The sequence below is a fragment of the Streptomyces yunnanensis genome (assembly GCF_029011865.1).
GTDB lineage: Bacteria > Actinomycetota > Actinomycetes > Streptomycetales > Streptomycetaceae > Streptomyces > Streptomyces yunnanensis.
In genome coordinates this window covers 5,087,659-5,101,717 of sequence record NZ_CP095749.1, presented here as the reverse complement: position 1 = coordinate 5,101,717, position 14,059 = coordinate 5,087,659, and the positions used below count along the sequence as shown (strand labels likewise).

Sequence of the window (14,059 nt, the reverse complement as noted above, 5' to 3'; positions counted from 1 at the left end):
TCGTGTGGCATTGTTGTGGTCCCAACCGCCCGACCACGACCCCAGGAGCCCGTCTCACCCCGCGATCCGCGCAGCAAAAAGCCCCCCGGTGAAGCGAACACCGAGGGGCTCAAGCGCGAACCTCATGACCGCCCATCCCTGAACGATCTCCTGCGAAGCCGGGGTTGCCGCCCCATATGGCCCGCAGTCGAGGAGCTCCGTGCACCACAGTACGACCCCGCCCATGCCCGCGTCCATGTCGCAGCCCCCGCACGACGTGGACGCCGAGTGCGCCGTCCTCGGCGCCTGCATGCACGACAGCGCCGCCATCGACGAAGTACGACCCGTCCTCGGCGATGACGCCTTCTACCGTCCCGCCCACGAGACGATCTGGCGTGCCCTGCTCTCCCTGCACAGCGAGCGCAGGCCCACCGACCCGATCGCGGTCAACGACCGCCTCGGCGAACTGGACGCCCTCCAGCGCGTCGGCGGCCCCGGTTACACACACCACCTCGCCGGCGCCTCCCCCGGCATCAGCGGCGCCGTCTACCACGCGGAGATCGTCCGCAGGAAGGCCGACCTGCGCCGCCTGAGCGCCGCCGGCCTGCGCACCCTCCAGCGCGCCCAGGAGCCGGGCGCCGACCCCGACGTGATCCGCAGCGGGATCGAGTCGGAGATGCGCGCCGAGCGCGAGCGGGCCCTTGCCTCCGGCCACGGCCGCCTCTCCCAATTCCTTACCGATGGCTGGCGCTTCGTCACCGAGACCGGCGCCGAGACGGAGCCGCTGTGGGGCACACCCGACAAGGTCGCCTGGGGCTCGGGCGAGAGCCTGATGATCGTCGGGGCGCCCGGCGTGGGCAAGACGACGCTGGCCCACCAGGTCGTCCTGGCCCGGATCGGCCTGCGGGACACCGTCCTCGGCATGCCGGTCACCCCCAGCAAACGGGTGCTGTACCTGGCGATGGACCGGCCGAAGCAGATCGCCAAGGCCATGGTCCGCGGCATCGAGGCGACCGACGAACGGCTGCTGCGCGATCGCCTGGCCGTCTGGCAGGGCCCGCTGCCCGCGACCCTCGACAAGGAGCCCGACCTCCTCGCGGACCTCGCCGCCGCCCACCAGGCCGACACCATCGTGATCGACAGCCTGAAGGACGCCATCAGCACCCTCGTCGACGACGCCCTCGCCGTAGCGTTCAACAACGCCCGCCAGCGCGCCATCCGCAACGGTGTGGAGATCATGGAGCTACACCACCAGCGCAAGGCAACCGCCGACGCCCCGCGCGGCCAACGCCCCACCCTGGACCGGGTCTACGGCTCCACCTGGCTCACCTCAGGCGCCGGAAGCGTCCTGTTCCTCTCCGGAGACTCCGGAGACCCCGCCGTCACCCTGCACCACCTGAAGATGTGCACCGGCGAGATCGGGCCGCTGCAACTCCTGCACGACCACACCCGCGGCACCACGACCGTGGACCCGGCCCTTGACCCGTCCGCCCTGCTGGCCGCCCACCCCGGTGGGCTGACCACCCGTGACCTGGCCACCCTCCTCACCGGAGAGACCACACCCTCCCGCGGCGCCGTCGAGAAGGCCCGGCGCGAGCTGGAGCGCCTGGTAAAGGCCGGAAAGGCCACGAAGGCCGAAGGCGTCGCGGGCGGCAGCGGAGGCGGCCAGCAGGCCCGCTACTACACCACCGTGCGGCACATGAGCGTCGTCTCATGACCCCGCCCGGCCGGGCCCGGACCGTTCACGCGACCGTACACGCGCCCCTCCCGCCGCCATGCCCTTCACGCCCGCCAAAAGCGTTCACGCGCATCGCAAAACCGCAGGTCAAACGTTCACGCGACCGTACACGGCGTACACGCGACAGAGCGTTCACGCGCGAGCCCCCCTTTAGAAGGGGGCTCGCGTGTACGCCCCCTCGTGAACGCCCCCACTTCCGCCTCCCGCACCACCACATCGGAGCGCCACCACATGCCCCCGACTCCACCCGCCATACCCGGCACCGCCGCGATCCGCCTCGGCATCAGCCTGCTCGCCGCGTTCGCCTTCGCGCTCTCCTACGACGCCCTGCGGCAGATGGCCGTCGCCATCCACATCCGCGGACTGCTCACCTACGCCTTCCCCCTCGTGATCGACGGGTTCATCGCCATCGGCGTCGGCACCCTGCTCATCCTGCGCACCGCCCCGCTGCGCTCCCGCGTGTACGTGTGGGCGCTCGTCGGCGCCGCGACTGTCACGAGCATCTGGGCCAACGCCCTGCATGCCGTCCGCCTCAACCAGCAGACACGCCTGTACCTCGACAACCTCACCGTCGGCGCGCTGTCCGCCATCGCACCGCTCGCCCTCGCCGGCGCCGTCCACCTCTACATCGTCATCCGCCGCCACACACCCCACGGCCAGGGAGCCGACGCCACAAACCGCCACATCACGATCGGCCACAGCCACAACGGCACCGGCAGCGGCCAGCCACGTACCGCCGCTGAAGACGACGCCGGGCTGCCGGAGCCAACAGAGGCCACGCCCGATGTGGCCGATGGCCCCGCCGGCATGGCGCCGGATGCCACCAACGTGCCGGAGGCCCCACGGCCGCACACAGAGCCAGATGGCGAGGAGCCCAGCGCCATCTTCGACGAACTCCTCGCCCTCGCCCGCACCGCACCACTAGGACGCGGAGGCCGCGCTTCACGCCGCAGCATCGAGACGGCGATCCGCGCCGAAGGCCACCCCATCGGCAAGGACCGTCTGACCCAGATCAAGGACCAGCTGCAGGCCGAACTCGACGCCCCTGCCCCTCGGCAGACTGCACTCGACAAGGCCCCTGCCGGCGCTCTCTGAGCCCCGCAGCCGCGTCCAGTGCCCTCCGCGACGCGACTCGCATCACTCGTCCCCGCAACGAGCCAACCCCACGGAGAACCGCCCCATGCACGACCCGCACCACGAACTCCCCACCGCCCACCAGGAGATGCCCACCACCCCAGCAACAGACGCAGCAAGGTATCCCGCTGGACCGTCCAACGGCCGGTCCAACGGGGAAGCCTCCGCCCCAGGGGTGGCGGAGGCAATCGAGCACCAGGGGGTGCCCGAAGGGGAAAAGCCCGCCGACAACACCGCTGCTCTGCCGCTGCCGCGTGCCGCCGACGCCGCCGCCGTTCACCGTGTCGCCCGCCGCCGCAAGCGCGAAGACGTGCAGCGTAAAGAGCGCGTCGACGTGCGCTACAGCATCGGCGAGAAAGCCGACATCCTCGCCAAGGCCCGGTCGCTGAATGTGGCTGCCGCCCACTACGTCGGCGCCGTCGTCATGGCTCACGTCCACGGTGACCTCACCCTGCCCGGTCAGCGCACCCAGCTCGACGACTACATCGATGAGCTCAACGCCCTGCGCCAGCAGGTCGCCAAGATCGGCCACAACATCAACCAGATCGCCAAGAAGCTCAACTCCGGCGACGATCCACACCCTGTGGACACCGCCACCCTGGCCCAAGCCGAGCGCACCGTGACCGCGGTCGGCACTGCAGTCGGCCACATCGCGGCAGCCGCGAACCAGGCCGTGGCCAAGAAGGCGGCCTGATGATCGCGAAGATCGGCAGCGGCAAGGACACCGCGGGCCTGATCCGGTACCTGTTCGACACGAAGAAGGCCAAGGACCACACCGACCCGCACCTGGTCGCCTCCTGGGACGGTTTCGCCCCCGACCCCGGCCGCGCCGACGACTTCGACGCCGCCAAGAAGCTCCTCGTCGCCGACCTCGACCTGCACGTCAAGCAGGCCCAGCGGCTCGGCCGCGGACCCGAGAAGCACACGTGGCACTGCTCGATCCGCGCCGCCAAGACCGACCGCATCCTCAGCGACGACGAGTGGGCCGACATCGCCCGCCGCATCGTCGCCGCCACCGGCATCGCACCCGAAGGCGACCCGGACGGCTGCCGCTGGGTCGCGGTGCGCCACGCACCGGACCACATCCACATCGCCGCCACGAAAGTCCGCGGCGATCTGCGCACAGCCCGCCACTGGAACGACTACCTGACCGCCGACAAGGAACTGGCCGCCATCGAGAAGGAATACGGGCTCTTCCAGGTCGTACGCGGCGACCGCACCGCCGCCAAACGCCCCACCCGCGCCGAACAGGAAAAGGCCCGCCGTGCCGGCCAGCAGCACACGGCCCGCGAACGCCTGCGCACCACCGTCCGCACCGCCGTGGCGGTCGCCGCCAGCACCGAGGAGTTCCTCCGCCTCCTCACCGACCTGGGCAGCGTCCGCATCGAGGTCCAGCACTTCCCCTCCGGCGATTTGCGCGGCTACAAGGTCGCCCTCGAAGGCGACACCAACGACGCAGGCGAGCCCATCTGGTACTCCGGCTCCGAACTCGCCCCGGACCTGTCCCTTCCCAAGATCCAACAGCGCCTGGCCGCCACCGAACCCCAGCCCGCCGACCAGCAAGCAGGTCAGCGCAGGCCCAACCCCTGGCACCAAGCCACCGCAGCCGCCGAACGCATCCCCCACCACCTCGACCAGAGCGACGACGAAGCCGCCCAGGCCCACCTCGCCGCCTTCGGAGAAGCCCTCGACGCACTGCCCCGCCTCGCACCCAAGGACATCCGGCCCCAACTCCAGCACGCAGCCATCGCCTTCGAACGTGCCACCCGCTCCCGGATCCGGAACAACGACCAGCACGCGCGTGCCCTGCGCGGAGCTGTCCGCGCCATGCGCTCTCATCCCGTCACGGGCAACGGCGCGGTGCTCGCGATGTTCCTCGACGCGGCCGTCCTCGTCGTCATGGCCGCTGCCCGCTGGCATCAACAACGCCAGCACGACCAGCAGGTCATCGCCGCACACCAGGCCCTGACCCACCTGCAGACGGCATACGAACAAGCGGCCGCCGCTCCCTTGGTTGCCATGGCTCAGCGCAAGCCGCCCCAGCAGAAGGTCGACGGGTTCACCCGCCAGATATGGGAGGCCGTCCCCGCCTACGCTCAGCGGGTCCTCGACGACCCCACGTGGGACGCCCTGGCCACTGCACTCGCGGATGCAGAAGCCGCAGGGCATCAGCCCGCCAGGCTCCTCCAACAAGCAGCCGGCCAGCGGACACTGGACGACACCTATTCACCAGCACGGACCCTCGCCTGGCGCGTCCAACGCCTCAGCGCAAGGCCGGCGCCCAGCACCCAGGCCCTGGCCGCCCGAGCCCAAAGCACCACTGGCATCCGAGCTGCACGCCCTGCCCAACCCGAGCCACTTCCCCCGCACCAGCCCGGCCCCGCTAGGGCACAGGGGCGGCGTCGCTGAGGCCGAGCCCCTGGCCTGAGCCCGTCCCTGCCGGGGCTATTGGCCTCGGCAGAGACCGCTCGCCACCACCCACAAGTTCAGCGCTCAGCGGCAGGAGCGCGAGCGGCCAGGGCCGGAATGGACGCGATCTTCTCGGCGGCGTACGCGCACGCTGACTCAGGACCGTCAGGAGCGCCTCAGACCTGGCCGCTAACGTGGCGCCTCAAGTGGCCCAGGTGCTGCCGTACGCCATCAGCCAGGTCGGCATAGAACGGCACTCGGGCGGCTGCCTGGAGGATTTCGGTGCAGGCGGTCAGCTCACCGACCCGGCCGGCAGGAGTGTCCAGTACGTAGGCGAATTCCTTGCGGATCCGCTCGGCGACGTCCGGCACGGGCAGGGAGTGCAGGTAAAGGTTTGCGGCGTCGTAGCCCATGGGCGCTGTGCCCCAGCCTTCCCAGTCCAGAAGGGTCAGCGACGGGCCGGTGAGGTTCGCCCAGTGGAGGTCGCCGTGTGCTGTGGTCCAGGCGATCTCGCCGGGGGTCATGCCGGTGAACTCCGGGACACGGCGACGGATGTACTCCTCGCGCACCGCCTGCCGGTCCGTGCGGACGAGCGCGAGGTGGTCAAGTGTCTGGTGGAGGTCCTGCCACCAGGTGTCCGGCAGGTCCGCAAGGTGGTGAAGCACCGGGCTCTTCGACGCCGGCGGGGTGCCGACGATCTCGTAGTGCTCTGCCCGGTAATCCCAGCCGTCGGCGGACCAGTCGCGCAGGCCGAGCAGCCGCGGGCGAGGCACGACGGGGGGCACGGACCGTTCCGCCTCCTTGGGGCCGTCCCACAGCTTCCCGCTTCCCTTGCCCTCCGGTTCGCTGACCAGCCGCAGCCACGCGTCGCCTTCCGGCGTGATGACGGCCCCGGACAGCGTCCTGCCGGCGTATCCCCACACGTCCCCGCCCGCGGTGTCATCGAATCCCAGCAGGGCACACGCGTGGCCGCGGGCGGAGATCATGCGGTCCCTGACGGCTTGCTCAGGGGCAGTGAACATCGGCTAACTTCTCCGGCTGACGGTGGCGACGTCGGCCGCGACCAACTCGGAGACGAGAGCTGCGACTTGGTCAGCGGGGAGCCCGGAGCTTACCGCCAGCCGGCCCAGGGTCCAGGTGCTTCCCTCGGTGAGGAGCTTGATCACGTCGAGGACCGGGGCGGCGAACGTCCATTCCTGGCCGCCTGCGCTCAACACCACGTGGCCGTCCCCGTCCACCTCATACCAGGCCCCAGCAGCGGTGAGCCGGACAAACAGACTCTCGTCCGCGGGGATACCGTCCACGAATGGCAGGGACGGCATCGGCCTCCCGGGGTCCATGCTCCCCCGTGCGTTGACGAACTCCTCGATCACCCCATCGTGCACGGCTTCGGTGAGCTCCTTCCGCAGCGCTTCCAGATACGCCGTCCGTTCGTCCGGCGACGCGAAGTACGGCAGGTTCGCACGGACGGTGTCCGAGACCCGCAGCCGGTCCGACAGCCACGACAGGAGATCCGCGCCGGTGGTGGGGGTCAGGCCGCAGGTCAGGTGCAGGGAGCGGCCCTCGGTGGCGGCGACAGCGTGCCACCATCCCCGGGGCAGGTAGAGCATGTCGCCGCTCCGGAGCACGATCTCCACGACCGGATCGCCAGTTGGTGGTTCGGGGGCTTCGATGTCGACCCGTAGCGGGTCAGTACGAGTGGCCCCGTAGATTTTCCACCGCTTGGCGCCTTCGAGCTGGAGGACCACCACATCGTGGTCGTCCCAATGGACGCCGAAGCCCTCCTTCGAGGTCCACGAGGCATAGAGGTTGACCTGCACATCGGTGCGGAAGTGCCGTTCCAGGGCTGCCGCGAGGTCTTCCACGCCGGGGTGCAGTGCGTCCACGGCGTCCAGGACGAGCGAGGCGCCGTCTTTGAGCTGGTGGTGCAGGTTGTTCGGCTCGATGCGGTGCCAGACGGTGTGGCGCTTGGACACCACGGAGTGGGTGTAGGCGTGTTGCGGGACCTGGGTGCCGTCGTTGAAGAGCCGCAGCCGCGGAGGTTCGAGACGGTGCCGGGCGATGACCTCGTTGAGGTCGTCCCACGTGAACATGTGCGAGAAGTCGCCGACGTGCGGCCAGAGGCGGTAAGTGCGGCCGAACGCCTCGGCGGGGAAGTTCCCGCCGAGGCTCCGGACCGCCGAGGAGATGGCGGTCATCTACGGCTCCGATCAGTCGTTGCCGTCGCCCTTGCCGGTGCCGCCACCGTCGCTCAGCCGGTCCTGGCTGCGGGCGGCCTGCACGGAACGCTTCGAGACGATCAGGTCGTTCATTGCATGTTCCCTTCTCTTCGGTTCTCCCGCCGGGGTTCCGGCGGGAAATCTGTGGGCGCCTAGACGAGCGGCGCCGCGGCGGTATCGGGTGCGGAGACCGCGGTTGCCCCGGTGTGGTCGGCGTCGTGCTGGACGGTCAGCGCCAGGAGGGTGAGGCCGGCCGTGGTGCCCAGAAGCCACAGGCGCCCCAGCCACACGTCCAGCCGCGGTTCTCCGCTGCGGTGGCGACTCCTGACTCCGTGCACCGGCCGCGTCACCTCAAACCCCCCTCTTCGTGGTGGACCTGGCGGTGCAGTTGCTGGACGGTCAGGGCCAGGTTCTTGAGACGGCGAGCGGCGGACGCCAGCCCGTTGCCGGGGCCGGCCCGCAGCTGGAATCCGGCGTTGTCGATCTGGCGGTGTTCCCGGTACCAGGCGGCCTCTCCCGGGCGATGCTGCTCGACGTGCTCTTTGGCCTGCTCGATCAGCGGGGCGAGATGCCCCTGGAGGGTCGCGATCAGCCGGAGGACTTCGTCATACGGAGGGAGGACGATGCTGGAGCGCAAAGCGGCGGCGACGTCAGCCTGGAGCTGGTCCGTGGCATCCGTGACCGTCGGCTGCGAAGGGGACGGGTCGGCGCGGGTGGCATCCATGGTGCAACTCCTCGAAGACGGTGGTGGTCAGCACCGCCGCCCGGGGCGAGGAGAGGCCGGCCGTACGCGGCCCCTGGCGGCTGAGAAGAGTCAACCGCCGGAGAAGCAAGCAGATCCGCAACCGGGTTGCGAGGTAGCAAACCCTTTGCGGGCAGGAGCCGGTTTAGTCGACGGGCACGCCCGCACGACCGGCGAAGGCCCGGACTCCCGGAAGGCTTCGGTCGTGGCGGAGCAGGCCGCTGGCCAGGTTCTTGATCGCCCCTCGCCGGATCTCCTGTGGTGCGGCCCGCTCGGCCGCCAGTAGCGCCCGGTAGCACTGCTCGGGCTTGCCCCACTGGTCGAAGCAGCGGGCCACGTCGGTGAAGAACCGCCCCTGCCGCTCGGCGGTCGGCAGGGCCGCGGGGTCGATGGTCTTGGCCAGGTCGATCGCCTGCCCGGCATCACCGAGCAGGTAGTGGACAGACAACTGGTGCAGCAGCACCTGCTGAGTCCCGGTGTCCGTGCGGGCCGCAGGGCTCGTCCGGCTAACCTTCGCGGCCTCGGCAGCCTCACCGATCAGGGCGTGCGCCGTCTGCCGGTCACCCATCTTCGCCGCGGTGTACGCGGCCGTGGCCAACAACGAGCTGTTCGCGGACAGTCGGGCAGCCTCTGGGGCGCGGCGGTCCGCCCGTACGTCCTGCGCGGCCCTGACCGCGATGTCGGTGGCACGGGCAAGGTGGCCTTGGCGGCGCCAGGCGCTGGAGACCATCCGGTGTGCCTCGGCAATCGCCAGCGCATCCCCGCCGACCCGTGCGGAATTCAGCGCGCGGTCTGAGGTGATCGCCACGAGGCCGTCCTCGCCGAGCTTGATGCACAGCCGGGTGGCGATGTTGTAGAGGTCGGCGACCGCCGTAGCCGACAACTCCACCGGCTCCAGGGCCTGAGCTTGCGCGATCCGACCAGGCAGGGTCCGGGCCAGCATGTCGTAGCGGGCGGCACGGAAGTCCTGCCGGGATGTCTTCACCGCGGCAGCGACGCCGGCCGGTGATACCTCACTGTTCTTCGGCACAGTGGCCGTGCCATAGAGCAGGAGGTCTTCGAGCGGGGCAAGGGTGCTGGCCTCGGCCGGCGTGGCCCCGGCCAGGGGGGAGGCGAAGACCACCGCCGCAGCGGCCAGAAGTTCGCGGCGTCGCACGGGGTCGTCACCCTCCTCTGGACCAAGATTGTGAACAACCCTAGTCGAGCCGGACCGACGCCGAGCCGATACCGGCGATCGTCCAAGCGGCGTTACAGCAGCAAGGAGTTCGGCCAGAGACATGCCCAAGACATCGGAGATCTGCCGCAACGTATCCAAGCTGTTGACCGGGATCACGTCCCGCTCGACCTGCGACACCCAGCTTTCCGACCGGCCGATCATCGCAGCCAGATCCCGCTGCGGCCATCCCTTGCGCCTGCGTGCCTTGGCGATCGTCTTACCGAGTGTCAGTTCGCTCCCCGCCACTGGGCACGCCCCCGAGGTCCCGTATCCGCATCGCGTGAGCATGCAACGGTACTGGCGCAAGGAGCCCGGCTGTAGGGGGCAAGACGGCCAGGGCAACCGTAGCCAGACGCCGCGGGCAGCGGGACTTACGGTGCGTTGACTTGCGGGGGTGCTTGCAGGTCGGCGGAGAGCCAGCGTCGTGGGCGCATCCGCACCGTCATCAGCTCGGTGGCCAGGACCAGCCGTGACCTTCCCGCAGGTCGTGTGCCGTGCGCGCGTGACGCCACCTCGGCGAGCGCGGGCCGGAGGCTATGGCCGGGTCCGAGCATCCGCTCTCGGAAAGAGAGTGCAGGAAGTGCAGGCCAGCTCGTTGGCCTGGACGCGGACCGGGAAGCTGGACCGGCCCCAGCCTGATCGTCGGGACGATAGTGCCTCTCCGGACGTGCTGGAGAGGCACTGAGGTAGGGCGTCGGGGGACGCTCTGGGACCGGCGGTGTCCTACGCCTCGTCCTCGACGCAGCGGATGAAGTACTTCCCGTCCTTGTGGAGCACTCCGTGCGTCTCGCTGGCGAAGCCGGGGAACTTCCGGTCGAACGCCTCCAGCAGCTTCAGGTACTTCATGAGGTCGGACTCCATGTCGCCCACCTGCTCACCGGGCATGAGAACGGGGATGCCGGGCGGGGTGATGGCGATCTGTGTGGCGACGACGCGGCCGGGCAGCTCGTCCAGCGAGAGGAGTTCGGTCTCCCCCTGGATGAACTTCTGGTACGCCTCCGCGGGGGTGAGGACGGGCGTGGGCGGGGTGGCACCGGTGAACGCGTCGTTGAGCAGCTTCATGAGCTTGTTGTCCGACAGGTAGGTGTGCATCTCCTTGCACAGGCCGGGCAGGGTGAGGTTCTTGTACCGCTCGGGGTGTTCCTGGACGAGGCCGGGGAGTACCTCACTGAGCGCGGCGCCGTCGTCGTAGAGCTTCTTGAAGTCGGTGAGGGCGTCGAGGAGGGTGCCCCACTTGCCCTTGGTGATGCCCATGGAGAACAGGAGCAGGAAGGTGTAGACGTCCGTCTTCTCCACGACGATCTGCCGGGTCTCCAGATAGGCGCTGACGATCCGGGCCGGGATGCCGAAGGTGTCGAGCTCGCCCTGGGCGTTCACCCCCGGGCAGGTGATCGTGACCTTGATCGGGTCCAACAGGCAGAAGTCGTCCTCAAGGTCGCTGAAGCCGTGCCAGGTGTCGTCCGGGTCGAGCACCCAGCAGCTGCTCTGCTCCCGCAGGAGGTCGAGCGGCGCCTGGTGGAATTCGTAGGTCCGCTTCGTCTCGGGGTTGGTGACCTCCTCGGGCTGCCACACCCCGAAGAACCACTTCGGGCGGTCGCCGGCCTCGGCGAGGCGCTTGCCGAGGCGTACCGTCGCCTGCCTGAACCGGATCGCCTCGGTGATCGCCTCCGTGGTCAGCCACTTGCCGGACGGGCCGTCCATCATGCCCGCGGCCACGTCCAGCGAGGCGATCATCGGGTACAGCGGCGATGTCGTGGCGTGCATCATGTAGGTCTCGTCGAAGATCTCGCGGGCCGGCAGTTGTCCGGCCCCCTGCTTGACGTGGACCATCGCCGCCTGGGACAGGGCCGCCAGCAGCTTGTGCGTGGACTGGCTGGCGAAGACCGTGGGGTGGTTGCCGCCGTCGATCGCGCCGGGGTCGATGGCCATGCCGTAGCGGCGCTCGTAGAGCGGGTTGAAGTGGGCGTAGGCGAACCATGCCTCGTCGAACTGGAGGGCAGGGGTGCAGGGGGCGAGTAGTTCGGCCACGTGGACCGCGTCGTAGCACAGCCCGTCGTACGTCGAGTTGGTGATGACCGTCGAGGCCGGGTTCAGGCTCACGGCCTCCTCGGCGAGGGGGCTCTCCTCGATCTGCTTGCGGACGGCTTCCTCGGTCATGCGCTTGGGGGGAATGGGGCCGGTGAGGCCGTAGCCGTTCCGTGTGGGCACCAGGTAGACGGGACGGCCCAGGGACATGATGATGCCGTGGTTGATCGCCTTGTGGCAGTTGCGGTCCAGCAGCACGATCTCGTCGTGCGCCACCGTCCCGTGCAGCAGCATCCGCACCGACGTCGACGTGCCGTGCAGCACGAAATACGTATCGTCCGCCCCAAAGACCCGCGCGGCGTTCTTCTCCGCCTCACCGATCGGGCCGGTGTGCTCGAACAGGGAACCGAGCTCACCCACCGAGATGGAGATGTCGCTGCGCAGCAGCTGCTCGCCGTAGTAGTCGTAGAACGCCCGGCCCACGGGAGATTTCAGGAAGGCCACGCCGCCGTGGTGCGCAGGGGTGTGCCATGAGTATTCGTGTGCGCCGTCGAAGCGCCGCAATCGGCGGAAGAAAGGCGGCAGGATCTTCTGCCGGTACGTACTTGACGCATTGTCGACCCGGCCGGCGATGAAGGTGGCGGTGTCCTCCAGGAGATACACCCAGCCGTTGATCACTTCCGACACCCACAGCGGGGTGTCATCCATGTAGTCGCCGGTCGTCAGGAGGTACACAGGCAGCCGGGAGGAGAAATGGTCCATCAGGACCCTCAGCACGCCCTCGGCGCCCGTCTCCTTCGCCTCGCGCATATCGCTCGTCATGCCCGGAAGTTCCCAGCTCACCAGGGCGGCGGCGAGATCCGCCTGGGAGGAGGCGATCGCGACGGCATCGGCCGCATTGTCGACCATTTCCACGTCGTAACCACGGTTGGTGAGCTGCGAGCAGACTTCCGTCACTCGCTTGTAGGGAACGCCGTTGGTGTCCGTGCTGCCCACGGCGACGAGAATGCTGGGACGCTTCATGGCATTTCACTCCTGCACGATGAATTGCACGGCCCCTTCGGCGGTCCGGGCACGACGGAGCCGACCCGGCCGTATTCTGTGCGGCCTCGGGTCGGCTATTCGCCATCAAGATCATCAGGGTGTTGTGGGCCTGTCCATTCACACGGCCGATGCCCCGATGAGCGTCATTCGGATGCCGAAGGTGACGGGAGGGCCTGCCGGGGATCGGTTCGATCGATGAGGTCGTCCACGACGTCGGAAAGGCTGGCGCGGCGGCGGTAGGCGGCGCGCTGGCGGCAGGCGCCGCTGCCGTCGGTCTGGAGAAGCGACCAGCCGGCCCGGACCAGCTCCAGGTCGCCGTGGCAGGCGAGGGCGGGCGCGATGGTCGTCAGGAGGCGGTCGACCAGGGCGGTCGCGGGCACCGGGCGGCCGGCCGGCAGGTCGAGGCCGTGGCCGGTCAGGCCGTCGCGTGCGGCACGCCAGTAGGCCGCGCGCAGGAACTCCGGTTCCGGTCGGAGCGCGGGGGTGCCGGCGGCCACGGCATCGAGTGCGGTGGCGACCAGGCCCCGGGTCACGGCGGCCAGCAGAATGGTGTCATCACTGGTGAGGGCGGCGTCGGCGACCCGGATCTCGACCGTGGGCACATGGGTGGAGGGCCGCACGTCCCAGTACAGGGTGGAGCGGTCCAGGATCGCCCCGGTGTCGATCAGCCGGCTGACCAGTTCGTCGAAATGAGCGACCGATTCAAAATAGGGCGGCGGGCCGGCGACCGGCCATTGAGCCCAGGCCATGGTGCGCCAGCTGGCGTATCCGGTGTCTCGTCCGTCCCAGTACGGAGAATTAGCGGACAGGGCCACCAGAAGGGGGAGCCACGGGCGGATCTGATTGCTGATCTGTAATGCCTGGGACAGATTGTCGACGCCCACGTGAATGTGGCAAGCGCAGGTGCTCAATTCGTGGTCCAGGGCTCGGAAAGCGGCCACGCTGCGGGCATAGTGCGGACCCTCGGTGAGCTGGGGCGGAACGACCCGGCCAAGGACGGGGCTTCCGGACGAAACGATGCGCAGGCCCTGGCGTGCGGCGGCCGCTGCGACCGTTTTCCGGGCGGCACGGATCTGTCCTCCCACATCGGCGAGACGGGTACTGGGATCGGTTCTCACCTCGATCTGGTACTGAGTCATTTCGGTGCCGATGTGCTCACCCGGTCCGAGGGCGGCATCCGCCAGCAATGCAGCCGCTCCCGGGTGAAGTGCGCGCGAGACCGGATCGACCAGAAAATACTCTTCCTCCACGCCCAGCGTCAGCTGTCTCCTCCGAAGCATAGGGGCCACAATGACACAGACGGAAGGCCGGCGACCCCGTGACCGTCACATATGCGACGGCACCGGAATGCCCGGGATTCCGGCAGCCACCGATCCCGTGGCATATGCCTCGGGCGTACCGGCCAACCGGGGGACACGCGACCGCACGCATCCGGTCAGGCGCCGCCCGCCCCACCCGCACCGGAGCACCACAGGGAATGACAGCATTGTCACCCTTATCCACTCCATCGGCCCTTTCCTCACGGCCGAAAACGATCCATGTAAATGGCGCAA

Annotated in this window: 11 protein-coding genes; 4 read left to right on the top strand and 7 right to left on the bottom strand. The window is 69.2% G+C overall.

Going from position 1 to position 14,059, the window contains the following annotated elements; genetic code table 11:
• The first annotated feature begins 223 nt into the window (after positions 1–223).
• The 4 genes from MOV08_RS22160 (at position 224) to MOV08_RS22145 (ending at position 5,260) form a co-directional block, all read left to right on the top strand.
• Positions 224–1,696 carry a DnaB-like helicase N-terminal domain-containing protein gene (locus MOV08_RS22160; RefSeq protein ID WP_275308635.1) on the top strand — a complete coding sequence of 491 codons (1,473 nt, stop codon included), beginning with the start codon at positions 224–226 and terminating at the stop codon, positions 1,694–1,696.
• 252 nt (positions 1,697–1,948) lie between these two features.
• Positions 1,949–2,812 carry a DUF2637 domain-containing protein gene (locus MOV08_RS22155; protein ID WP_275308634.1) on the top strand — a complete coding sequence of 288 codons (864 nt, stop codon included), beginning with the start codon at positions 1,949–1,951 and terminating at the stop codon, positions 2,810–2,812.
• A gap of 85 nt (positions 2,813–2,897) precedes the next feature.
• Positions 2,898–3,545, top strand: a complete 648-nt coding sequence (gene mobC, locus MOV08_RS22150; protein ID WP_275308633.1) for a plasmid mobilization relaxosome protein MobC — start codon at positions 2,898–2,900, stop codon at positions 3,543–3,545.
• Positions 3,545–5,260 carry a relaxase/mobilization nuclease domain-containing protein gene (locus MOV08_RS22145; RefSeq protein ID WP_275308632.1) on the top strand — a complete coding sequence of 572 codons (1,716 nt, stop codon included), beginning with the start codon at positions 3,545–3,547 and terminating at the stop codon, positions 5,258–5,260. The genes mobC and MOV08_RS22145 overlap by 1 nt, the downstream gene beginning before the upstream one ends.
• A 176-nt stretch (positions 5,261–5,436) precedes the next feature.
• Here the strand turns inward: MOV08_RS22145 and MOV08_RS22140 are convergent, their stop codons facing one another.
• The 7 genes from MOV08_RS22140 to MOV08_RS22110 form a co-directional block, all read right to left on the bottom strand.
• Complete coding sequence (locus MOV08_RS22140) at positions 5,437–6,282, bottom strand: aminoglycoside phosphotransferase family protein (RefSeq protein WP_275308631.1); 846 nt, start codon at positions 6,280–6,282, stop codon at positions 5,437–5,439.
• A 3-nt stretch (positions 6,283–6,285) separates the two neighbouring features.
• Entirely contained in the window at positions 6,286–7,458 is a 1,173-nt protein-coding gene (locus MOV08_RS22135) for a cupin domain-containing protein (RefSeq protein ID WP_275308630.1), read from the bottom strand.
• 173 nt (positions 7,459–7,631) lie between these two features.
• Positions 7,632–7,817 carry a hypothetical protein gene (locus MOV08_RS22130; protein ID WP_275308629.1) on the bottom strand — a complete coding sequence of 62 codons (186 nt, stop codon included), beginning with the start codon at positions 7,815–7,817 and terminating at the stop codon, positions 7,632–7,634.
• Positions 7,818–7,825: 8 nt separating this feature from the next.
• Entirely contained in the window at positions 7,826–8,203 is a 378-nt protein-coding gene (locus MOV08_RS22125) for a DUF6415 family natural product biosynthesis protein (RefSeq protein WP_275308628.1), read from the bottom strand.
• 163 nt (positions 8,204–8,366) lie between these two features.
• Positions 8,367–9,683: a helix-turn-helix domain-containing protein gene (locus tag MOV08_RS22120; protein ID WP_275308627.1), complete on the bottom strand. Its 1,317-nt coding sequence runs from the start codon at positions 9,681–9,683 to the stop codon at positions 8,367–8,369.
• 477 nt (positions 9,684–10,160) lie between these two features.
• Complete coding sequence (locus MOV08_RS22115) at positions 10,161–12,485, bottom strand: Orn/Lys/Arg family decarboxylase (protein WP_275308626.1); 2,325 nt, start codon at positions 12,483–12,485, stop codon at positions 10,161–10,163.
• Between the two features lie 164 nt (positions 12,486–12,649).
• Positions 12,650–13,756 carry a carboxylate-amine ligase gene (locus tag MOV08_RS22110; RefSeq protein ID WP_275308625.1) on the bottom strand — a complete coding sequence of 369 codons (1,107 nt, stop codon included), beginning with the start codon at positions 13,754–13,756 and terminating at the stop codon, positions 12,650–12,652.
• Positions 13,757–14,059: the final 303 nt, after the last annotated feature.